The following is a 22,745-nucleotide window of genomic DNA, read 5'->3' as shown; positions in this document are numbered from 1 at the left end:
ACCTGTCCGTAGACAGCAGGAAAAGTGCACGGCCTCCGGCACATACACTTTCCCGACAACTATTTACTTAATACACCTTGGTCTCCATGGTATATCCTTCAAGGTTTTCTTTGACACGTTGCAAGAAACGTCCGCTGATTACACCATCCAGGATTCGGTGATCCAACGACAGACACAGGTTAGCCATCGAACGAACAGCGATCATATCATTAATAACCACTGGTTTCTTGACAATCGACTCGAATGTAAGAATCGCTGCCTGCGGATAGTTAATGATTGGCTGGGACAGGATCGAACCAAATGAACCGGTGTTGTTCACCGTGAACGTACCACCTTGCATATGGTCCAGCTTTAACGTACCTTCACGTGTTTTGCGAGCCAGTTCATCCACTTCACGGGCCAGACCTGCGATATTACGCTGATCGGCATGTTTGATTACGGGTGTAAGTACAGAATCTTCGGTTCCTACCGCCATGGACAGGTTAATGTCCCGTTTGACGATAATTTTGTCCACTGCCCATACCGAGTTCATAATTGGGTAGTCTTTAATCGCGTTAACGACTCCCTTCATCATGAAGGACAGATATGTCAGATTGATGCCTTCCTTACGCTTGAACTCATCCTTGAGTTTATTGCGTAGCATCACAAGATTGGTTACGTCCACTTCGATCATTGTCCATGCATGCGGGATTTCCGATACGCTTTGACGCATATTCCGGGCAATGGCATTACGCACAGGGGTAACATCGATGAAATACTCCGATCTTCCCTGGCCGCCACCTTCCACTTCGATCTGTGGAATTTTCGGACTTTCGGTTAGATGAATGCCTGAATGTCTCACAGGAACACCTGCATCGGACGCTGAGATCGCTTCTCCAGCGGTCAAACCCATTTCTCCATTTCCACGATTCACTCCGCTGAATGGAGAAGCAGACGGCATACTAGAAGGTGTATGCTGAACTGCTGCAGATGATGCTTGTGCGGACGATCCAGCCGCGTTACCTCCCTGTGCAACAAATGTCAGCACATCTTTGCGGGTAATACGACCACCGGCACCGGTGCCTTGGATGCTTTGCAAGTTCAAGCCATGCTCTGCTGCCAAGGATTGCACTGCTGGGGAATACCGATTACGCATCGGCTGGTTCGGATCATGTCCTGCTGTATTTGACGCGGCAAGAGGAGTGGGGCTCGCATGTTGCTGCACTTGCTCCTGTTGCTGCGATACTTGTGTTACTTGCTCAGCCGCTTCTTCGTCAGAAGCTGCGACCTGCATGCGGCAGATTGCTTCACCAACAGCTATCGTTGTGCCCTCTTCCACCAAAAGGTCACCCATAATTCCATCCACAGTGGATGGAATCTCGGCATTAACTTTATCAGTGATTACTTCACAGATCGGCTCGTACTGTTCCACACGGTCGCCCGGTTTTTTCAACCATTTGCCTATGGTAGCCGAGACCAGCGATTCCGCCAATTGCGGCATAATGACCTCGATCCATTTCATACGTTCAGCCATTTGATTATCACTCCAAACTTTACTTTTAAACGATCCAAAAAACGAAATTAAAACTCGGCAAGTGTACGCATTGCTGCTTTGGCTTTGTCTTTGCTCAGCATGTAGAATTTCTCCAATGTTGGGCTAATTGGCATGGCCGGCACATCAGGTCCGCAGAGACGCTGAATCGGTGCATCCAGTTCAAATAGACATTCCTCACTAATAATCGCGGCAACTTCGGCACCTACACCACCCGTTTTGTTATCTTCGTGTACGATCAGCACTTTGCCTGTCAGACGAGCGGAAGCAATAATCGCTTCACGATCCAACGGTTGCAATGTGCGCAGATCGAGAACGTGTGCTGTAATGCCTTCTTCACGCTCCAGTTCCTCAGCAGCCTGCATGACAAAATGTAGCGGCTGACTGTAACCGATCACCGTAATATCCGCACCTTCACGAAGTACGTTGGCTTTACCAATCGGAACGATGTAATCATCTTCAGGCACATCTTCCTTGATAAGTTTGTAGCATTTTTTATTTTCAAAAAAGAGTACCGGGTCCGGGTCGCGAATAGCGGCCTTCAGCAGTCCCTTAGCATCGTATGCCGAGTAGGGAGCTATAATTTTCAGACCAGGTGTACCAAAGAAAATCGACTCCGGACATTGGGAGTGATACAACCCACCGAAGATCCCGCCACCAATCGGCGCACGGATAACAATCGGACAGCTCCAGTCATTGTTGGAACGATAGCGAATTTTTGCCGCTTCACTAATGATCTGGTTGGTTGCTGGCAACATGAAGTCCGAATATTGCATTTCGGCAATCGGCTTCATGCCATACATCGCTGCACCAATCGCAACACCTGCAATAGCAGATTCAGACAATGGTGTGTCCATCACTCGCATTTCGCCAAACTGATCTTGCAGCCCTTTAGTTGTGGTAAACACACCACCTTTGAGACCTACGTCTTCACCAAGGATAAACACATTTTCATCCCGTTCCATCTCTTCTTTCATCGCGAGACGGATTGCATCAATATATTCCATCACTGCCATACTTACCGTCCCCCTTCTTCGCTGTCCGCATAAACGTGCGTCAGAGTGTCCTCAGGTTTAGGATATGGCGCGTTGTCTGCATATTCAGTTGCTTCTTTCATTTCCAGCGCAAGCTGGGAAGCCAGATCCGCATCCCGGGCTTCGTCCCAGATGCCGCAATCGATCAAGTAGTTCTTCATACGAGGAACGCCATCTTTCTTCCAGTTCTCCTCAACTTCCTCTTTGGTCCGGTAAGCCAGATCATTATCGGAGGTGGAGTGAGGTGACAACCGATACATCATCGCTTCAATCAGTGTCGGGCCTTCTCCGGCTATGGCACGGCGACGCGCTTCCTTCACTGCAGCATATACTTCTAATGCATCGTTACCATCTACACGAAGTCCGGGGAACCCGTATCCTTGTGCTCGATCGGATATTTTGCCGCTCAACTGTTTGTGAATCGGTACCGAAATTGCATATTGATTGTTCTCACACATAATAATGACAGGCAATTTATGCACACCTGCAAAGTTGGCTCCCTCATGGAAGTCACCCTGATTGCTTGATCCTTCGCCAAACGTAACAAAAGAAACAAATTCTTGCTTCTTCATTTTGGCAGCCAGTGCAAATCCAACAGCGTGCGGAACCTGTGTTGTAACCGGGCTGGAACCCGTCACAATCCGCAGCTTTTTGTGACCGAAGTGACCCGGCATTTGCCGACCGCCACTATTCGGATCTTCTGCCTTCGCAAAAGCAGACAACATCAACTCACGCGGAGTCATGCCTACCGCCAGTACAAAACCGTAATCGCGGTAATAAGGTAAATAATAATCGTGATCCCGATCCAGACCAAAAGCAGCGCCTACTTGCGCAGCTTCCTGTCCTACACCGGATACGTGAAAGTTAATTTTGCCAGCCCGTTGCAAGAGCAAGCAACGCTCGTCAAACTTGCGCGCGAGCAGCATGTATTTGTACATATCCAATACTTCACCATCGCTAAGTCCCAGCTGTTGATGCCGGTGGACCGCGTCTGCAGTACCTTGTGAACTCATATGAGGTACCTCCTTTTAATCAGAGCCTGTGCCACTCTTACTACCCGATCTTATAACCTGGTACTAAGACTTGGCTTAACCTTATTATAATCCCTTTTACCCAAAAAAGGAAAGGACCTTTCTCATAAGCTTGTTTGGCTTACATTCCAATGGCCTTTCCATCGACCGCCAACATGGCTTCACCCATAATTTCTGACAGAGAAGGGTGCGGATGAATGGTTTGTCCAACTTCCCAAGGTGTGGCATCCAGCATCTGAGCCAGAGAAGCCTCAGCGATTAATTCCGTCACATGGGTGCCAATCATATGTACCCCCAATATATCATTCGTCTTGGCATCTGCGATCACCTTTACGAATCCATCCCGACTTCCGTGAATGAGTGATTTGCCAATAGCCGAAAATGGGAACTTCCCTGTTTTAATATCATAGCCACGTTCTTTGGCTTCACGCTCGGTGAATCCGATGCTTGCTGCTTCCGGACGTGTGTACACACAACGCGGGATACGGTGGGATTCTACGGCATGTACCGTTTCGCCCGCCAGATGATCGACAGCGAGAATGCCTTCATGACTTGCGGCATGTGCAAGCTGTAAACCGCCGATGCAGTCACCAATGGCGTAGATGTGACCTTCACCGGTCTGTAACTGTTTGTTCACAGCGATGAACCCACGCTCCAATTTGATATCTGTATTTTCAAGTCCGATATTTTCCACATTAGCTTGACGTCCAACCGATACGAGCATTTTCTCCGCTCTTAGCGTTTCCTGCTTATCTTCACCAAGCTGCACATCAATCTGAATACCCTCTTGATCCGTGCTATATGTTTCGGTTAGAACGGTGGCATCTGTCAGGAAACGGACACCTCGTTTGCCGAGCAATCGCTGCATTTCTCTGGCAACATCCTCATCCTCGGCAGGCAACACGTGAGCAGCTGCTTCTACTACTGTGATGTCTACGCCAAAGTCATTCAGCATGGATGCCCACTCCAGTCCAATCACACCCCCACCAACAATGATGAGTGATGCAGGAAGTTCATCCATACGCAGGGCTTCGTCACTGCTCATAATAAACTTGCCGTCCGGTTCCAGGCCCGGCAGCACACGAGGACGCGAACCAGTGGCAATGATGAGATTGGTTGGAACTACCGTATCCATCTCGCCATCTTCGAACTCTACAGCGACTGCTCCGCTCTGCGGTGAGAAGATGGATGGACCGATGACGCGACCTTTCGCGTGTACAACCTGGATTTTATTTTTTTTCATCAAATACTGAACGCCCTGGTGGAGCTGTTCGACAATTGCATCCTTGCGCGCCTGTACTTTGGGAAATACAAGTGTGGCTCCATTCGTCTCGATACCATACGTCTCGCTCTCCTGGATTTCGGCGTATACTTCCGCACTTTTCAGCAAAGCCTTACTCGGAATACAGCCACGATGCAGACAGGTACCGCCAAGCTTGTCCTTCTCAATGATAACAACCTGTTTTCCCAGCTGTGCAGCCCGGATCGCGGCTACATATCCACCGGTTCCTCCTCCAAGAATTGCAACATCACATGTAATTGGCATCTCTCATGCTCTCCTCTATGAATCAAATTTCAATATCATTTATGATGGCTTAAATCATGGTTTAGCTTATACCCTCTATATGCCATTGTACTCTCCTTGAGCGGTCAACTCAAAGTTTGAACCAATCACACATGGACAGCCTATGCATTCCAAGCTATGATGGAATCAGGTATGATCTGTAAGCGTAACCTTTATTTAATGTCGACTTTGGCAGAAAGGGTATAATGCTCATGAATACAAGATTGGTCTTTGCGCGATTTTTGGCAATTGTTGTTCTGGTCATCCCCGGGTTAATGGCTATGAAGGGTTTTCTGATGATGAAAGATGCCCTGTTCCTATATTATGCCGAGCACGGGAACGAACTGATTTCACCAGGATTCCAGTGGCTTTCCTTTGGCGGTGGACTTGTCCTTTTTGCCGCAGGTATGAGTTTTCTGGGAGGCTGGATCTTGTTCCGTGACCGCAAGCGTAATTATGTAGGTCCCCGTTTCCGGTCCAAAAGTGTACCCGAAAAAGCAGAGACGCCCGGAAGGACTCCATGAGTCCGGGCTTTTTGTGTGTTTATACAACACACCGCCTACTTTACATAGACAGGATGGATCATCATGGTATCATTTCTAATCACGTTACAACGATTGCTCAAAGGCATTTTCCATGCGTTCAAAGACCCTAAGTTTCTGGCTCTGTTCGCGTTAACGGCAGCAACGTTGCTATCAGGCACTTTATTTTACACTCGTGTTGAAGGTCTGCACTGGATCGATGCGTTATACTTCTGTGCGGTTACCCTGACTACGGTGGGACATCCTGAATTTGTGCCAACCACCGGATTCAGCAAAGCCTTTACCGTAATCTACATGTTTGCAGGCATTGGTCTCACCTTTGCCATGATTGCCAGAATTACAGCAGGTATTCTGTTCCCTCGCAAATTAAAGACAGAAGAGGACCCGGAGTAATCTCCGGGTCATTCGTATAAGGCATCCCGCAGTTTGGTAGACATACGTGATTCTTTGGAAGAAGACTTCAAGATCGTTCTACGCAAGGTAAGGTTACTTGCCTGCAGTCTCTCCGCTTCTGCGAACAGTTCTGCAAATAACACCTGCGTCGCTTCATCTAGAGATCCCTGTTCTTTCAGGCTTTCATATCGCTCTTGAAGTGATGTTAATGCTTCACTCATACTAAACACCTCTTTTCACAACTCCTGTTAACTAGCTGCCGTAACCAATACCTTAACAATCCATATAGTAACACAAAGCTGCGCAGATTAGTTCTGGCTCTTTCCAAAGATTTTGTGGTACTCTGTAAAGGTCGCTTTTTTTGTTGAATCCCGTATGTGAGAGGAGTAGCAGCACCGTGCAAACAGGACGTATTACCGTAATTACTGGACCCATGTTCAGTGAAAAATCCGGTGAACTCATTCGCCGTTGTCAGAAATTAATACAATTTGGCCGTAAAAAGGTTGTGGCCTACAAACCAGCCGAGGATAATCGGTTTGCCCAGGACGAGATCGTAAGCCGAATTGGTTATCGACTCCCTGCCCATTCCATTCCCCGGCAATTAACCCCGGAATCCGTAGAAATGATCTTGAACCAAACCATAGATGCTGATGTTGTTGCATTTGATGAAGTACAATTTTTCAGCAGTGCCATTATGGAACTTGTCTCGGAGTTAGCGTATTGTGGCAAACATGTCATTGTGGACGGACTTAATATGGATTACCGTGGTAAGGAATTCGGATATGTCGGTGGTTTGCTTGCCATGGCAGACGACATTGAGAAACTCTCGGCTTTCTGTGCGGTATGTGGCAGCCCGGATGCAGCCTTTACGCAACGTATCGTCAATGGGGAGCCTGTCACCTTGGGTCCGGTTGTCATGATTGGCGATTCAGAAGCTTACGAGCCACGCTGTCGTTGCTGCTTCATTCCTCCTCACAAAGTTGAATGCTCCTCATAATTCCTAAAAGATCGATCTTAGATATTTTCCAAAAAGGCCCCTTGGGGCTTTTTTTGTTATAGAGCAAACATTCGCACAAAAAAGCACCGCTTCGCAGCGATGCTTCCAGAGTCACTTCCCGCTAGTCACGGGAAACAAAATATTTGTTGGTCATGTAGTAAGCGTCACCACGCGACGTTTCCACCATTCCTTTTTTGGCATCCAAAAATACAATCTCTTTACACTTTGTACAGTACCATTTTGTGCGCTTGTATGGGGATTCCGTCACATAAGCCGTGCCACATTTACAATCAATCTTCATTAATAACTCGGTTGATTTATAAGCACTGGACAAGCGTTCCAGGTTATCCTGCTGCTGTGTAGGCATAATGGTCTGCTGATAATCCGATAAATGATTTTGAACCTTGAAGTCTGCTACCAATCCTGCATTCAATCCAAAAAACTCCTTGCCGATTTCGGTCACGAAGCGCTTCTCATTTCTGTAGCAATCCAGCCACTCAATAATCTGCTTATTAGACAGTGGAACCGTACCCTTGATACCGCTGTTTAAGGTGTAGGTCATGATGTATAAAGTATCGTCTTGTCTACCTGAGTACATTAGAATCCTCCTTCGAATACATTTGCTAATGTACTACAAAAACGCGCATAAATCAAAAAATTCTTATTTCCTGAGCGCATCTCTTCTTATTAAATGGGAAACATTCCACGTTCATCCGCTAAAGACTTACAAGAACTGCATACACCTGAAACATTTCCCTGTGGCGCGGCATAATGCACGACCGATTTAACGTTTTTCTTGCATATGGAACAGTAGTGCCTCCTTTCCTTTTTTGGGATATAATCCGATAGCTTAACCACGTTTTTGTTCGGTCGGAATCGTTGTAAGAAACCCGGCCATTTCATCTCGCTTCACTCTTTCTTGTTCGTCTACTTCGTAGTCATTTTTTTACTCTGGGCTAATAATCATCTCGTCTTTTTTTATGTATACGATTCCAAGTTGTGCGTGCCTATCTCATAATCTATTCGACGTTTTGAGCGTTTTTCCTGTTTTTAATCTCTACACATATAAAAAAAACCGACAGAACCTGCTCTCCTTTTTTTCGGAAGAACAGTATTTTAGTCGGTTCCAGCCTTATTTATAAAAAGTTCCCAGAACGTCCAGCTCTGATGAACGCTCAATTCGAAATGGATAGATATACCCCTGATTCATTCGGGTAAATTTGCGGCTCCACAGATCCAGTCCCGATGTGAACTGATAGGCCTGATATATAAACTTGGAGCAGTAATTGCGCTCAATACTGCGCAGATTGGTCTGCAAACGGTAGAATTTTACCTGCTTGTAATGGTCGTGTACCCACCCCGCTGCTTTCATTCCTGCCTCATTCAATCTGGAACGGAATACAATGAAACGATCTCCTTCATAAAATCGCGTCAGATACCACTCTAATGAATCAGCAAATACAGGCCCATAAGGGTGCACATGATACACCTTGCCGTCGAGACCGATAATGCCCATATGCCCGGCGTAATACGTCGATTCCGAGCTTGGCGTGTACACAATATCCCCTGGCTCTAGCTTCATCTCGCCCAACGCGTTAATAGGCAAGTCCTGATGCAGCCGTTTGGCTGCTGAACGTTCACGCCGCCCTTCAACCAACAAGCGATGAAGCGCGCCAGCCAGTGCGAGATACATTTCAGACCATTTGATCTTTTTTTTATCAGATCGTTTGAACCACCGCTGGATGAAGGTGAAGCCTCGTTGTGGCTGTGATCCCTTTTTCATACGCTGCACTCCACTCTGATCTAGTTATTGTATCTTGATGTTATTCTAAAGTTTCTCAAGCTTATTATAGACATTTGGTGGTTCATGTTCAATTCGAAGTGTGTTCTATCTTGTGCCATTATGCCTTCTTATTACCCATTTTATGCAAAAAAGATGACTTCGGAATGAACTCGAAGTCATCTTAATATAACCGATCGAAGACCTTTATTCTTCTACAACGCCAAGGGCTTTATTTTTCTCCTTGAAGCGACTGTTATGGGAAGAAACATAAGCCACTTTCTCCGCTTCAGGGTCCATGTAAAGCTTCGCACTGTTTACCGCTAGGGCTGCATCTGTGAAAGTACCCGCAATCAGGTACAGTTTGCTACCATAATCTACAAAATCGCCTGCGCCAAACACGCCGGGAATATTGGTTTGCAATCTCTCCGTTGTAGTGACATGCCATTCGCCAAGATCAAGTCCCCAATCCCGGATTGGACCAAAGTCACTCTTCATGCCATGGTTTACAATGACAGCATCGACTTCAAGCAGTTCAGTTTCACCTGTATCCACGTGTGAGATGGTCACCTGTTCAATCACATCACCACTCATACTATGCAGTGTCTCTACCGCATATGGTGTACGGACATCTACAGAGGATTCTCTCATACGTAGTACATTACGCTCCAACCCGCCAAAGCGGTCACGACGATGCACAACCGTAACTTGCTCTGCCAGTGCTTCCAGTTCATTCGCCCAGTCCACAGCAGAGTCTCCTCCACCCGAGATTAGCACACGTTTACCACGGAATGGCTCTAGTTCCTGCACAGTATAGTGCAGATTGCTAACCTCATAGCGGTCTGCACCTTCAAGCTCCAGCTTGGCCATTTTATATATACCATATCCGATTGCCATAATGACGGTACGTGTCCAGTGTTGCTCACCTGTTGCAGAAGTTAACAGAATTGTGCCATCAGGTTGACGCTCGAATCCTTCGATCTGTTGTTCAAATACGAGGGTTGGCTCAAAAGTCCTTGCCTGTTCTTCCAATTGTTTGATCAGATCTTCACACAGAATTGGCGTCACACCCCCGACATCCCAGATCATTTTCTCCGGATAAAAGAGCATGCGACCTCCCAATCTGTCACGTGCCTCAATCAACTTGGTCTTCATATCCCGCATGCCGCTATAAAAGGCAGAGTACATGCCCGCAGGGCCACCGCCGATAATGGTTACATCATAAAGTTCCAACTGCTGATTCATATTAAAAATACCTCCGTTAATTCGATCCAGAACATCGAGTATTTGATATCGATTCTCATTATCACTTAAATCCTAGTGTAATGGTAATCTTATCAAAATACAATGGCTAAAAAACAAACATTTCTTGTACAAAAATTCTACGAACACATCTGCTCTTTACTATTGCGCTCTTGGAGCCGCCAACAGCTTTTCAACGACAAAATCAAGTTGTTTATTAATTGAATAGATATCCGAATAATAGAAGAAATCGAAATCAATCTCAATCAGACGACCTTCTTTAACAGCCGGGATGCTGCTCCATATTGGATCATCCGTAAGGTTATCTGCCCCTTCATACACCGAACGAAACACGTAGTCCCCGATATATTCAGGCAGTACTTCCATGGATAGATTAGAGCCTCCCGCTTCCGAAACTACATCAATTTTCTTTTGTACCACTTCAGGTGCTTTCATCCCCAAGTATTCATATAGTGCCTGAGATCCTCGGCCATATTGCTTGCTCTCTACAACGACCATACCTTTCAAACCGCCCTCCACAATGGAAACCGTTTTGTCCAATATGCCTGCATCTGCTAGTGTTTGCTTACTCTCTTCGACTTTGCTATTAAGATTATTGATTAATGTCTCAGCTTCCTGTTCTTTGCCAAAAATACTCGCTATACTCTGGAGTCTTTCTTCTGTTGTCATTTTCTCGTATGGAATATATACCGTTGGTGCGATATCCTTTAACAAAGTATACGTCTCTTCTGAAGGAACAATGATCAGATCCGGATCAAGGTCAATGACAGCTTCAGGATTCGGTTCGAACCAGGTGCCTAGTGAATTTACACCTTCAAGCTCACTCTTGTAGGCAGCCCCGTTGAATACTTCAGATGTAGCAATTGGCTTAATTCCAAGCGCAACGACGTCTCCCTGGAGATATAGTACAACAACCCGTTTCGGATTCGCTGGAACAACTACGTCGCCCTTAACCGTTGAGACCGTGCGTGTTTCATTGTCTTTGTTTGTCTGGCTTGCTGTGTCTGATGATACTGCCGTACTGCTGTTATTGGAACTGGCACCCGTTCCTTCGCCAGCTGCTGGTGTTCTTGCTGTACCCGAAGAGCAGGCTGCGAGGAGCATCGTTATGCTCAATAATGCAACCATAATCATACTGGAACTTGTTTTTCTTCTTTTCATTGGTGTAGACCCTCCGTCTATATATTGATAATGATTCTCATAATCAATATATCCCGACTTCCATCTTCGGCCAATGGACGATTCAGAGATTACTAATGGACGATCCTCTGTTCTCGCTTCTTCTCTCATCTTTCGTTGATACTGTATCGGAGAGATCCCCACATGTTTTTTGAAGATACGACTAAAATAATACACATCCGAATAACCTACTTCTGCTGCAATTTCACTCAGCGTTGCATCAGATCGCAAAAGCAGATTGCGAGCCTTAGCGATTCGGGTCTGAATTAAATAATCAATGGGACTGTAACCCGTCTGTCGTTTGAATTGCATGGATAAATGTCGGGAGCTGTAGTTGAACTGTTCAGCCAGGAAATCAAGCGTGACCTGTTCCCTATAATGATTCTGTATATAACGAAGTGTTTGTTTCACCGGGTCAGCAAGCTCTGTTTTGATCTCCTGCTCTGCCAATTGAACCATCATTTCATGAATGAACTGGTAAAATAAACTTTGGGTATGAAGCAGATCCAGACTGCCAGATTGAATCCATGCACCCTCAAGCTCATCAAGGTAACGTAATAACCCCAGCGGACTACTCGGTGCAAATCCATATTGCAAAGAGAACGGTGCAACTTCCGGCTGTGCCAATAACCACTTTTTACGATAACTAGGAAAGGCAAGAAATGCTCTGTAATAGAGCAGAATATATTCAAAATCTTCGTTGGTTTGGATATCCAGTGAAGATCCTTTGGCCCCATGAAGCATGTAGAACCGCTCTGCCTTGTATGTTTGTCCATCCAACTGAAGCACAGCAGATCCTCGAATCGTATATATAAAACCATTTGCCGGAAGTGTGTAGGAACTCAGTTGTGCCCCTGCCTCCATAACGATTCGGCGTATATCCAGAACCTTAACAGCGGCATGATTCCAGCATTTCATCTGTTCGTCTAATTGCATCGAATACTCTCCAATCCCAACCTCACCCGGAACAAAGGCCTTACAAGGTCATCATTCTGCCACACATCCGATAACATATGCCTAGCAGAGGTTCACTAATGTACCTTTATTATAAATGATAATAATTTTCATTATCAACTGAAATTTAGAATGGAATTGGATTTCATCTCATCAATCACTTGTTAGACTTAATTTGGTTCAGAGATCTTCTTAAACCACGCGGCCAATTCCTCTGTTTGATCCAATGTTGCAATCGGGTCAAAGTACCATGAACGATCCGGGCTCCAGATAAACACACGATCATTTTTAACCGCATCCAGTGAACTCCAGACCGGTTTCGATTTCAACTCTTCCAGGGTCAGATTATCTGCTGTTAGAATGATATAGTCTCCGGCAAATTCAGGAATCGCTTCCGATGAAACTTCAACCAGTTGATCCTTCATTAAGATCTCTTTTTTATCTGCAGGAGGATTCAAACCAAGCGCGCTGTAGACTGCCTGACCTCCCCGACCAAAATTATCACCAAAGGCCAACGGTGCTTTATCATAGAACTGCATGACCGACACCTCGGCCTGCGGATCAATTGCCTCACTAACACGTTTCTTGGCATCTGCAATTCTTGCATCATAATCGGCTAACCATGCCTCAGATTCTTTTTCTTTATTTAACACTTCACCGAAATAGGTAATTTCTTCGTGGGTATTTTTCAATTCACCATAAGGTACAACCAAGGTAGGTGCAATTTTGCTAAAGGAATCAAATAAATCAGGATTACCTGTCACAATGAGATCCGGTTCAAGTTCCAACACCTTTTCTAGAGAGATGGTTTCATATTCACCAATATTCTGCACACCCTCAAGTGAGCTGATAAAATAAGGATTTTTCAGGTTCATCTCGGGTGTACCCACAGGTTTGATCCCCAGAGCGATCAAGCTTCCTAGATACAAGTCAACCACAATCCGTTTAGGTTCAGCCGGAATTGTAATATCTCCCTTCACCGTTGAGATTATACGTGGTTCAGATGTTTTGGTGTGATTACCCGCTGTTACTGTGTTTGTGGAACTTGATGTACTTTTGCTTCCAGAAGCATCCCCGCTCGAATTACTGGCAACACCTGTAGAGCAGGCACTTAGCAGTAACGTAAGACTTAGTAAAATACTAAGCAACATTCCCGTTCTTGTCTGTCTGTTCATATTTATTGACCCTCCGTGTTTATATTGATAATGATTATCACCATCAGTATAAACATACCTTCCACTTCCACCTCTGAAAATGTCATTTCGCGCCACACCTGATGTCAGATCAGGCCAATATAGGGGTGCTGAGGTCTTTTCTTTAAATTGCAAAGGAGAAAGACCTGTATGTTTCTTGAACATACGCCCCAAATAATATCCATCCGGATAACCGATGCCTACAGCGATCTCATCCAACGTGGCGTCCGTTTGCAGCAACATCTCCTTGGCTTTGAACAAACGAAACTGAATCAGATAATCGATCGGACTTGTTCCAGTCGACTGCTTGAACTTGCGTGACAAACTTCTTGGGCTGGAGCCGATCATTTCTGCCAAAGCATGCAGCGTAAGCGGCTCGGTGTATGAAGACTCTATAATTTCAATGACTTTGCTGACCTGATCCATAATATTTGGATAGCGAGTGGATACACGAGGAATCTGTGATGAGATTTGCTCCACAAATGCATAGAACAAACTCTTGGCTTGAAAGTGCTGAATAGGGTTCTTTTGATCCCACAAAAAGTGCATCTGTTTCAATTGCTCATATAGAATGGTTGGCATATCTGGGGTAAAGCCATAGTTCATTTGGAACGGATTGATACGCTCCATTAACCTTCCGAGATCATTTCTCCCTCCACTCGGCAAGTTTGCTTTGTACATCAAGTAATATAGGCGCAATCCGGATTCACCTGCTTGAATCACCAACTTACTCCCTTTTCCCCCATGGAAAATATAAAAGCGACTCACTTCATATGTTTGGTTGTCAATCGTCACTCCAGCATCACCCTGAATGGTGAGTACAAAGGTACTTGTCGGAAATTTGTATTTCATCTCTTCATATGCCTCTAATTCCATGTAACGGATATCTGTTACACTCACCGCAGCATAGTTCCAGAGGATATAATAATCATTCCACATTTTGCTAACCCATCTCCGTCTACATAGATTGTGTCTGAACTTCCACTCACTTATTGATAACCATTATCAATTATTATGATGAAGTACGCAATATAACCGACGCAATATGAATCCATTGCGAGGAAACAAGAGCTATTCAAATCCTTCTCTTAACATCCGATATATGTAAATAGAACCATGATAAAGCGGAGAAGGAGAACAGAGGATATGAATTCAATCTCATCTGCAACCAAAAGCAGTTTCACTCCCGGGAATCAAGTCTCCAATCGGGATAAAGAAATTCAGGGACTCATGCAGCAGAAGATCCGGCTCAATGAAGAAATGCAAGGTGTAAAAACCAATGACGAGTTGGATACCAAAACCAAAGCTCAGCGAATCAAATCCTTAACAAGCTCCATTTCCCAGATCGACAGCCAGATTGCCCAAATTAAAGCTGAAGAATTGCAAGAAAAGAACAAATTAAGACAGCCCGAAAAAGCTCAACAGCAACAACCCAAACCAACCGACGAGACACAAGCCCCTTCACTCGATCACCTGATCAAGCATAGTCAGACTTATGATCAATTGGGTAAGCTGGTCGGTTTGCGTGATCGCATGCAGGGCTCCATTCAGACCACCGAAGGAGAAACCCGCTTCGACCGACTTGTTCTGGAGATCAATGCAGACAAGGATATAGGCAAATCAATGATGCTGGAAAATTCAGAACGCACCGTCTTTCAGGCTAAGCGAGAGACCGTCCAGGACATCAACTCCCAGTTAAATAAGGTCAATCAGAAGATTGGGGAACTGGTGGAAGAGATTCATCAGCCCGCACCTAAAAAAGGGGTACAACCACCTATCTCTGCAACATCTGGAGAAGAAGAGCAGGAAGTAAATGAAGGAAAGAAAACGGGAAGCAAGGAGCACCCATCAGATGGCGGAACCACAGATCAGGAATCAGGAAATGGTTCGCAAACTACGGCTTCTACATCTCCTGCTGCTTCATATCCATCCGTCGATATTCGAATCTGAGTACGCATTTATCAAACATACTTATATGTATACATAATGGGTTTGAAGGTTAAAGTGGTTCGTTCGCTACACAACCTTCGACTCGCATCCAATGATAGAACCGCTATTACAGGTGACTAACTCCTGATAAGTAGCGGTTTTTCTTGTATTTTTAACGTTATGGGTATAGAGGCGAAGCCTCAGCTTCCGAAGAAGCTTTCTTACAGAAAGCTTTTAGACCCACATCTTTAGGTTCTCTCTGTCCTCTACGTTCTCGTAATTTTATTTCTAGCACGGAGTAGTGGCGGTATCATTTGCACAGATGATACTCCCAGCAATCGCTTTACAACCTTTTTTGATGCGTGTGGCCTCATCAATTATCTGATCTATGTTTTCATATTTTCGCTTGCTATTGGTTACAACGGCGATGGATACCGACACCAGAGGAATGGGCCGATTCAGCCCGGAGCGTCCTTCCCCCAGAACATATTGATGATGCCAATCATGTTCGTTGTAAAATGTCTTTTTCATTTCCTCAAAACCTGAGATGACTTCCTCACTAATATATTTGTAATCATGGTGATTCAGGATCGTAATAAAATCATCACCACCGATATGTCCAAGAAAAGCTTCAGGGGGAACAAATAGCTTACGCAGCAAGTTAGCTGTCGCCTGAATAAGCTGATCCCCCATTTTGAAGCCGTAGCTATCATTGTAGGATTTGAATTGATCAAGATCAACGTACAGTACGCTAAATTGGTCCATCTGAAGAGCCTGCGACAGCCTTTCATCTATGATATGATTACCAGGAAGACCAGTCAGCGGGTTCATAAAAATCGCCATTTCAGCCCGTACATCAGCAACAGCAAGTAGCAAACGTCGAATACTCACAGCTCCAAAGAAACTTTCTCCTGACGTGACCAACACAAGATCATATATATCCCCTTCATCTCGATCCATGGCTAGAACACTGACATCTGTAATCTGTTCCGAATAATCCACGACCAGTGCCTGCGTATTCATCACCAGTTCTACAGGACGTCCCATATACAGATTATAGCCATACTGGGTGCCAATCTGCTGAAAGAATCGGGGCCGCATCATTAATGACACATCCTTCTCCCCCATAACAGCTATACCTTCCAGACTAGGATTGGACTTGAAAAGATGATAGACGATATCACATTTTGTATCAGATTGTACTACAGGAATTGGTTCAGCAATCTCGCCTATTTGCGTAAACATACTATTCTACTCCTCTGTTCGTAGCATCTTATCCGAACTTTTCAAATATATATGTAGGTCTTTGTCAATGGTCACATCGTACCACTTTCTACTTGAAAAAGCGTTAACTGAGGGTAAAAGTTTATGAAAGATAATTTTTATCCCCATGATCTGTGTTATTTCGTTATGCAAAAATACCGTCAATTATTGGATATCTTCAATCCAATAAAATGACGGTATTCGTTGGCATTGTAGTTGCTCCGTGCTGCGTCATAATTGATATATTCCCACTGGTATCAAAAGCCTTTACTCCAAGAGAACAGCTCGTACCAGGATTCAGTCCTGTAAATGTATATCCACACTTGAACAATACATCTCATTGTATTATATTCACATAATTGATTGTCTTTTCTTCATCTATCCAATCGATACGTACAGAATCCTTTTCATCTATGTAGGTATAATTTTTGTAACGCTACCATTTGGGCAAGCAATAAGACTATTATGTTTCTCTTCGTGGATCTCAGTACTCCCATGATTTCTGGAGTACCCATTAAGCTTTCTTTCCCTATAATCAAAATAGAATACTCTTTGTTATCAAACCTTTTTCCATTTGATAGATTTCCTTTTATCATGCCCCTTGTTATTCCTAAACCAGTAACTTCATTTATCCTTTAAATCGCATTCTTACCACTAGGACACTCCAACAGACTCAGTTTTTCGGATTCCCTTAATGCAACGATCGTTACACATACAATAGACGAACGATCTCTCATTCTCGAAGACGTGTTATTTCAATATCCCTCCACTTCAATATTTTCTAGCGTTGTAAATTCATTTTTATCAACATTAATGTTTTCATTGGCTTTCATTCATTAGTCCAACTTCATTAAATACTGCTCTATAGTGGACAAAAAGACCGCCAATTTAAAACATTAGCGGTCTTCTCATTGTATTATTTTATTATATTGCTCACCTGTTGCCCTTTTGAAAAGGGAATTACAGGTGAGCAATGACCATTTGATATTTTGTGTTTTAGGCTAAGAGAAGAATGTGACTACAATCTCAACCTTCTTGTTGTTGTTCTTGTTGTTGTCACTGTTTCCGTTGTTCTTGTTGTTTTTACTGTTGTTGTTGTCTTGATCCTTAAAACATCCTTTAATCTACTTTCCATAATCTTCCTCACAAAAAAGAATACTTTCTTGTAATATTGCATAGATTAATTTCCTCCTTGTTACAAAAGGAGATTGCTCACCATCCCATACTTTATTAAATTCTACCAGATGCGTTGCGAGAAAACAATTCACAGAATTAATTCTATTTAAGATTTATTAAATCTTGTACAACAAAAGCCAAAATCATGCTTAGTAGATAACTGAAATTGTGAAAATTGGAACAGCTACATTTTTCCTTATGTAAATTAATACCCAATAAATTTTTACATTACCAAATAATACGTATTATTACTATCATTGCTTATTAATGTCGCCTGCACTATACTCCTAATTATTGGTTCTAATATTAACTATATAGAATCGATAACCCATTTTGGAGATGGTGTAAATAAAAAACTTCGGAGGGAATTTAATTGTTTAAAAAGGCATCTTTAAAATCGTTTTTCCGTATTACTGCTCTAACTATGGCTTTCTTATTATTTGCTGTAACTGGTGCACAATCTTATTCGTTAGCCGCAGGTGTAGAAAAGTTGCAAAGTGATCAAGAAGTTGTAACCAGCACAGAGGATAATATTGTTCCAGAAACTGTTGCTGATGAAAGCTCAAATATCACAGAGGATGCACGCACCACAGACGATGAAAATCAAAGTCAGAGTAACGTTGCAGAATCTCCGTCTAATGAGAACTACCATAATGTAAACATTGGCGACTTTGATATTATTGGAGAAGATGTTCCACTTGAAGAGTCGAAAGTAGCATGGGTACTCCCTTGGGTTGGTTGGGAAATCGGAAAAGTTATAGTTTGGCTGGCTGCTGGAGCCGCTGTTGGAGTAACAGTTATCGAAGGCTTTGTAGAAGCTAAAGCGTTTGTGAGTGAACTCACAAAGAGCAAACAGAAAGATAAACCTAAATATTATAGAGTTAAATACGATAAACTAAACCTGTATGTTGGTGCCCCATTGACAGATGACCAAGCTTTTTCAATCATTTCTAGCCCATATGGTGAAGTTTGGACACCAAGTTATAATGACGGTAGAATTCTCGCAGCTAAATTTGCAGGTAAAAATGGAAAAATCATCTCAGAAAATCATTCCAAGAAAAATTATAATGATACTCGCTATTTTTGGCATTTCCATGGAGAGAAGTCAAACGGAGTTCGCTCAGGACATATTTTTCAAGGAACTGAAGGTCAAATGGGACAGATACCAAAACCAAAATAATGAGCAATTAACGTAAAGCATATGATATTCTAGAAATACATATACCATCTCCAGAACTAAATGCTATATTTCGAGACAACTTCAGCAATTGCATGAAGTTGTCTTCTTAACCTAATTAATTTAAGAGAAGAGGATGAAGAAGAATTGCATATTAACATACAACAACTATACGAGCGATATCTCACCCTAAATATACCAAATCCTTTTTCATTAGAGCAAATTCACGATCACCTGACCAATAAATATCACGCTGAGAAAGTGGATCTTAGCCTTTTCTCAAATTTAAGTAGTGATCCTTATGCTGACTTCGATCAAGCTATTGCTGCGTATGTGTTCAAAGACAAGCGCGGAATTATTGAACTATTAAAACTGAACAACAAAGAGGAAATTTATGAGCCTTTAGAATTTGCTTGGATCATAAATTCAACAATACAGGGTTTTTCTCACATGCTATGTGTTGAGATAAGTGTACTACAAATAGAGATACCCAAGGAACAGATGGTTCTGGGAAACTTACTATTTGAAGAGTATCTGGTAGCTCTCTATTTAACTGGTCACATTTATTTTGAAAATGATCAATTAATTGACAAAGTGATAGCACGTTATAAAGAAGGTTACCGTCTCCGGTATTTTGGGAACCAAAACGGTGACGATACTTATCTGTGCAATTAAACTATAACCACTTTTGATGCTCTTTCACATTGAAAGAGCTATTTTATTAGTAAGCATGATTTTCTAGACAAATCAGCCCGTCGCGGTGGAAGTGTCAATTGTAAACAAAGAATGTCATTATGATCTAACGCCCCCTCCCCTAGTCCCTCAAAAGTGTTGTCTAATATGGATTAGACGACACTAAGGGCCTTATAATATCCATATTATATAAATAAATCTCTTAAAACACCTGATATAATTCGATTTCGCATATTTATTCATAAAAACTTAAAGTCCCAACTATATTTAGCATACTTCACATAAACAAATTAAACTGCATCAGAATATTGTTTTTTAACCATCTTTGTTTCTTTTATAAGATGGATATTCCCTGACAGTACCTTCAGCGTTTGCTCGTAGCTAGACAAGGTCTTACGATAAAGATTTTGGAATGAACAGTATAGCATAAAGTTATCCAACTGAAATTCATTATCATTCATAAAAATACCGTCATTTATTGGATTTTTACAAACCCAATAAATGACGGTATTCGTTGGCATGTATTACAGAAGTTTAGCGGCATGAAATGAACGAATTCAGATATAGGCCGCCAAAAACCATTTGGCTAGAATCAAATTTGAATCCAAACTATACTTGCCAGCTCAATACTCCTGACCCTTTCAGCTTACCTTATGCTCAATTCTCAGCTTGTCAGCAACCATCGCGATGAACTCGCTATTCGTTGGTTTCGACTTGCTGATATTGATCGTGTAACCAAACAAGTGGCTGATGCTGTCGATGTTACCGCGAGTCCATGCCACTTCAATGGCATGACGGATGGCACGTTCGACGCGGGACGGCGTGGTTTTGAATTTTTCGGCAATCGCCGGATACAGTGTTTTGGTGATGGCTCCCAAAATTTCGATATTGTTATACACCATCGTAATCGCTTCGCGCAAATACTGATATCCTTTAATATGCGCAGGAACGCCGATTTCATGTATGATGGACGTAATATTTGCATCCAGATTTTTGTGTTTGCCCATTGGCACAACATTGGATGATTTCATGAACATGGATGATCCGCTGCTTGTGGACATCGCCGTCTGTGTTCCCACCAGTTGACGCACACGATTCGCAAGCACTTCCATGTCAAACGGCTTAAGAATATAATAAGAAGCTCCGAGTTGCACGGCACGCTGTGTGATATTCTCTTGTCCGAATGCCGTAAGCATAATGACTTTAGGCTGTGGAGACAGGTTCAGGTCGCGCAAGCGCTCAAGCACACCCAGTCCGTCCAGGTGAGGCATGATAATATCCAGAATCAATACATCCGGCACATCCCGAGTTTGCTCCAGCAATTGCAGTACTTCTTCTCCATTGTATGCAATACCGGTTACTTCCATATCTTCCTGCTCAGATATATATTCGGCAAGCAAATTCGTAAATTCACGATTATCATCGGCCAGCAATACCTCAATTTTTTGCAAAACGGTATCCTCCTTTAAATTAAACATCGTTTCGTACATTTCCTTACACGTTTAATTTTCGACACAGCCAGTTAAATTCCTCCTGTCGAAAATTATTTTTCTTTATTTTTTTTTCTTGATCCTATATAATAAATAATTTATTTCATTATCCGATATATTATGTTTGCTTTCGACAAAAAAGAACCTCAGGGCTGTTTAACCAGCCTTGAGGTTCTTATCGTTTTCCTTTTTCATCATAACGCCAGCATCTTGTAACATCCATTCAATGAAGCAACCGTAACCCGATTTTGGATCATTCACGAATACATGAGTAACTGCACCGATCAATTTACCATTTTGTACAATGGGGCTGCCACTCATCCCTTGAACGATACCTCCGGTCTTATCCAGCAGTTTCGGGTCCGTAATTCGAAGTACCAGACCTTTTGTTGCTGGTTCAGTTTGATCTGCCACATGAACAATGTCAATGGAGAAGCGTTCAACTTGTTGACCGTCAACCACGGTAAGTATCTCGGCCGGTCCTTCCTTTACTTCATGAGAAAAAGCGACGGGAATACCTTTCGAATACAGACTGTGCTCAGGATTTCCGGACATTTTACCAAAGATACCAAAAGCCGTATTACGTTCAATATTGCCCAAAATTTTGCTTTCCTTGAGGAAATGAGCACGTTTTTCACCCGGATCACCGGTCTCACTTTTAGAAATGGACGTCACATTGGATTGAACGATCTGACCACTACCCACAACAATAGATGTCTGTGTGTTCATATCTGTAATGACATGGCCCAGTGCGCCATATACGCCCTGATCGGGAGCATAGAAGGTAAGTGTGCCAACACCGGCTGCAGAATCACGAATGTACAATCCAAGCCTCCACGCTTGATCCTCGGAGTCATACGCCGGAGTTAATCGTGTCTTCACCGTTTCCTTACCACGTTTTAACACAACATCAATACCTTTTTTACTTTTCCCTGCAAGTTCAACGGCTTCAGAGACACCTGCTACGCCTTCCAGACGTTTTCCATCCATATGCGTAATCAGATCTCCGAGCTTAATGCCCGCTGTTTCTCCGGGCGATACACGCTCATCCTGACCGGAACGGACCAGATGATGTCCAACCACCAGAATGCCTGCCGATTTAACCTTGACGCCAATCGTTTGTCCCCCGGGTACAACACGCAAATCCGGTATCACATTCACATGGACTGTTTTGACCGGAATTTTACCCCACAACTTCAACGTTAATTTGGCATGTCCCGTCTGTTGAGGGTGAAGATGCAAAGGTTGTTGCCTGGTAACATACATCGCTGCCTGATCATCCAAACCAACGATATCAGGACGATCTACAACGGCGCTTGAAGCAGCAGGTACAGCGAGCCGGACTTCCGCTTGCCTGCCAGCAAACACCTGCAATTCATCCGGCAGTGAAGCATAACTTTGCACAGGCTGAATGGCCTGGCTAATCACACAAAGAAAGAAGGCAAATAAAAGACCTAGCAATTTCTTCCTGAGGGGGGAATTCAATGGCTGTCACACTCCCTTTGCTTCTTTCGCTTGACGAAAGGTGGTCGCCAATTGCGTACCTATAAGATAAC

At 43.5% G+C, this 22,745-nt stretch carries 19 protein-coding genes; 6 read left to right on the top strand and 13 right to left on the bottom strand.

Features of this window, described 5'->3' with window-relative positions; genetic code table 11:
• Positions 1-67: 67 nt before the first annotated feature.
• The 4 genes from PAEAM_RS08295 to lpdA form a co-directional block, all read right to left on the bottom strand.
• A complete protein-coding gene (locus PAEAM_RS08295; protein WP_036672332.1) occupies positions 68-1,513 on the bottom strand; it encodes a dihydrolipoamide acetyltransferase family protein in 1,446 nt (481 codons plus the stop codon).
• 47 nt (positions 1,514-1,560) lie between these two features.
• On the bottom strand, positions 1,561-2,547 hold the full coding sequence (locus tag PAEAM_RS08290; protein WP_017687621.1) for an alpha-ketoacid dehydrogenase subunit beta: 987 nt from the start codon (positions 2,545-2,547) through the stop codon (positions 1,561-1,563).
• A gap of 2 nt (positions 2,548-2,549) precedes the next feature.
• Positions 2,550-3,578 carry a thiamine pyrophosphate-dependent dehydrogenase E1 component subunit alpha gene (locus PAEAM_RS08285; RefSeq protein WP_017687620.1) on the bottom strand — a complete coding sequence of 343 codons (1,029 nt, stop codon included), beginning with the start codon at positions 3,576-3,578 and terminating at the stop codon, positions 2,550-2,552.
• A gap of 139 nt (positions 3,579-3,717) precedes the next feature.
• Positions 3,718-5,142 carry a dihydrolipoyl dehydrogenase gene (lpdA, locus tag PAEAM_RS08280; protein ID WP_100527199.1) on the bottom strand — a complete coding sequence of 475 codons (1,425 nt, stop codon included), beginning with the start codon at positions 5,140-5,142 and terminating at the stop codon, positions 3,718-3,720.
• A gap of 224 nt (positions 5,143-5,366) precedes the next feature.
• Here lpdA and PAEAM_RS08275 point away from each other — a divergent pair, with 224 nt between their 5' ends.
• Complete coding sequence (locus PAEAM_RS08275; protein WP_017687618.1) at positions 5,367-5,684, top strand: DUF2627 domain-containing protein; 318 nt, start codon at positions 5,367-5,369, stop codon at positions 5,682-5,684.
• A gap of 63 nt (positions 5,685-5,747) precedes the next feature.
• The gene (locus tag PAEAM_RS08270) at positions 5,748-6,095 is read left to right on the top strand and encodes a potassium channel family protein (RefSeq protein ID WP_036607883.1); all 348 of its coding nucleotides are present in this window, start codon (positions 5,748-5,750) and stop codon (positions 6,093-6,095) included.
• A gap of 8 nt (positions 6,096-6,103) precedes the next feature.
• Here the strand turns inward: PAEAM_RS08270 and PAEAM_RS08265 are convergent, their stop codons facing one another.
• Positions 6,104-6,316, bottom strand: coding sequence for a hypothetical protein (locus PAEAM_RS08265; protein ID WP_100527198.1), 213 nt, complete (start codon positions 6,314-6,316; stop codon positions 6,104-6,106).
• 176 nt (positions 6,317-6,492) lie between these two features.
• Between PAEAM_RS08265 and PAEAM_RS08260 the strand changes: the two genes are divergently transcribed.
• Positions 6,493-7,092, top strand: coding sequence for a thymidine kinase (locus PAEAM_RS08260; protein WP_017687615.1), 600 nt, complete (start codon positions 6,493-6,495; stop codon positions 7,090-7,092).
• Between the two features lie 121 nt (positions 7,093-7,213).
• On the opposite strand, the gene PAEAM_RS08255 is transcribed toward PAEAM_RS08260, so the two are convergent.
• The 5 genes from PAEAM_RS08255 to PAEAM_RS08235 all read right to left on the bottom strand — a co-directional run bounded on the left by PAEAM_RS08255 (position 7,214) and on the right by PAEAM_RS08235 (position 14,400).
• A complete protein-coding gene (locus PAEAM_RS08255) occupies positions 7,214-7,690 on the bottom strand; it encodes a hypothetical protein (RefSeq protein ID WP_017687614.1) in 477 nt (158 codons plus the stop codon).
• Between the two features lie 534 nt (positions 7,691-8,224).
• Positions 8,225-8,875 carry a hypothetical protein gene (locus tag PAEAM_RS08250; RefSeq protein ID WP_017687613.1) on the bottom strand — a complete coding sequence of 217 codons (651 nt, stop codon included), beginning with the start codon at positions 8,873-8,875 and terminating at the stop codon, positions 8,225-8,227.
• Positions 8,876-9,079: 204 nt separating this feature from the next.
• Complete coding sequence (locus PAEAM_RS08245) at positions 9,080-10,117, bottom strand: NAD(P)/FAD-dependent oxidoreductase (RefSeq protein WP_047843595.1); 1,038 nt, start codon at positions 10,115-10,117, stop codon at positions 9,080-9,082.
• A 159-nt stretch (positions 10,118-10,276) separates the two neighbouring features.
• On the bottom strand, positions 10,277-12,250 hold the full coding sequence (locus tag PAEAM_RS08240; RefSeq protein ID WP_100527197.1) for an AraC family transcriptional regulator: 1,974 nt from the start codon (positions 12,248-12,250) through the stop codon (positions 10,277-10,279).
• 188 nt (positions 12,251-12,438) lie between these two features.
• Positions 12,439-14,400 (bottom strand): AraC family transcriptional regulator, encoded by a 1,962-nt coding sequence (locus PAEAM_RS08235; RefSeq protein ID WP_100527196.1) that lies wholly within the window; start codon positions 14,398-14,400, stop codon positions 12,439-12,441.
• A 207-nt stretch (positions 14,401-14,607) separates the two neighbouring features.
• Between PAEAM_RS08235 and PAEAM_RS08230 the strand changes: the two genes are divergently transcribed.
• Complete coding sequence (locus tag PAEAM_RS08230; RefSeq protein ID WP_100527195.1) at positions 14,608-15,411, top strand: hypothetical protein; 804 nt, start codon at positions 14,608-14,610, stop codon at positions 15,409-15,411.
• Between the two features lie 267 nt (positions 15,412-15,678).
• Here PAEAM_RS08230 and PAEAM_RS08225 read toward each other — a convergent pair whose 3' ends face one another.
• Complete coding sequence (locus tag PAEAM_RS08225; RefSeq protein ID WP_100527194.1) at positions 15,679-16,635, bottom strand: GGDEF domain-containing protein; 957 nt, start codon at positions 16,633-16,635, stop codon at positions 15,679-15,681.
• Between the two features lie 1,567 nt (positions 16,636-18,202).
• Here PAEAM_RS08225 and PAEAM_RS08215 point away from each other — a divergent pair.
• Both PAEAM_RS08215 and PAEAM_RS08210 read left to right on the top strand, forming a co-directional pair.
• Positions 18,203-19,009: a hypothetical protein gene (locus PAEAM_RS08215; protein ID WP_100527192.1), complete on the top strand. Its 807-nt coding sequence runs from the start codon at positions 18,203-18,205 to the stop codon at positions 19,007-19,009.
• A gap of 144 nt (positions 19,010-19,153) precedes the next feature.
• Entirely contained in the window at positions 19,154-19,681 is a 528-nt protein-coding gene (locus PAEAM_RS08210) for a pyruvate kinase (protein ID WP_100527191.1), read from the top strand.
• 659 nt (positions 19,682-20,340) lie between these two features.
• Here PAEAM_RS08210 and spo0A read toward each other — a convergent pair.
• Together spo0A and spoIVB are read right to left on the bottom strand one after the other, a co-directional pair.
• A complete protein-coding gene (gene spo0A, locus PAEAM_RS08205; protein ID WP_036614349.1) occupies positions 20,341-21,150 on the bottom strand; it encodes a sporulation transcription factor Spo0A in 810 nt (269 codons plus the stop codon).
• Between the two features lie 195 nt (positions 21,151-21,345).
• Positions 21,346-22,674: a SpoIVB peptidase gene (spoIVB, locus tag PAEAM_RS08200; RefSeq protein ID WP_100527190.1), complete on the bottom strand. Its 1,329-nt coding sequence runs from the start codon at positions 22,672-22,674 to the stop codon at positions 21,346-21,348.
• Positions 22,675-22,745: the final 71 nt, after the last annotated feature.

Origin of the sequence: Paenibacillus sp. GM1FR (assembly GCF_002803315.1) — a bacterium.
Classification (GTDB): domain Bacteria; phylum Bacillota; class Bacilli; order Paenibacillales; family Paenibacillaceae; genus Paenibacillus; species Paenibacillus amylolyticus.
This window is presented reverse-complemented; position numbering and strand designations above follow the sequence as displayed.

Excerpts from the sequence above, each read along its gene's own strand:
- PAEAM_RS08295 (WP_036672332.1), bottom strand. The coding sequence starts at position 1,513 with ATGGCTGAACGTATGAAATGGATCGAGGTCATTATGCCGCAATTGGCG.
- PAEAM_RS08290 (WP_017687621.1), bottom strand. The coding sequence starts at position 2,547 with ATGGCAGTGATGGAATATATTGATGCAATCCGTCTCGCGATGAAAGAA.
- PAEAM_RS08285 (WP_017687620.1), bottom strand. The coding sequence starts at position 3,578 with ATGAGTTCACAAGGTACTGCAGACGCGGTCCACCGGCATCAACAGCTG.
- lpdA (WP_100527199.1), bottom strand. The coding sequence starts at position 5,142 with ATGCCAATTACATGTGATGTTGCAATTCTTGGAGGAGGAACCGGTGGA.
- PAEAM_RS08275 (WP_017687618.1), top strand. The coding sequence starts at position 5,367 with ATGCTCATGAATACAAGATTGGTCTTTGCGCGATTTTTGGCAATTGTT.
- PAEAM_RS08270 (WP_036607883.1), top strand. The coding sequence starts at position 5,748 with ATGGTATCATTTCTAATCACGTTACAACGATTGCTCAAAGGCATTTTC.
- PAEAM_RS08265 (WP_100527198.1), bottom strand. The coding sequence starts at position 6,316 with ATGAGTGAAGCATTAACATCACTTCAAGAGCGATATGAAAGCCTGAAA.
- PAEAM_RS08255 (WP_017687614.1), bottom strand. The coding sequence starts at position 7,690 with ATGTACTCAGGTAGACAAGACGATACTTTATACATCATGACCTACACC.
- PAEAM_RS08250 (WP_017687613.1), bottom strand. The coding sequence starts at position 8,875 with ATGAAAAAGGGATCACAGCCACAACGAGGCTTCACCTTCATCCAGCGG.
- PAEAM_RS08245 (WP_047843595.1), bottom strand. The coding sequence starts at position 10,117 with ATGAATCAGCAGTTGGAACTTTATGATGTAACCATTATCGGCGGTGGC.
- PAEAM_RS08240 (WP_100527197.1), bottom strand. The coding sequence starts at position 12,250 with ATGCAATTAGACGAACAGATGAAATGCTGGAATCATGCCGCTGTTAAG.
- PAEAM_RS08235 (WP_100527196.1), bottom strand. The coding sequence starts at position 14,400 with ATGTGGAATGATTATTATATCCTCTGGAACTATGCTGCGGTGAGTGTA.
- PAEAM_RS08230 (WP_100527195.1), top strand. The coding sequence starts at position 14,608 with ATGAATTCAATCTCATCTGCAACCAAAAGCAGTTTCACTCCCGGGAAT.
- PAEAM_RS08225 (WP_100527194.1), bottom strand. The coding sequence starts at position 16,635 with ATGTTTACGCAAATAGGCGAGATTGCTGAACCAATTCCTGTAGTACAA.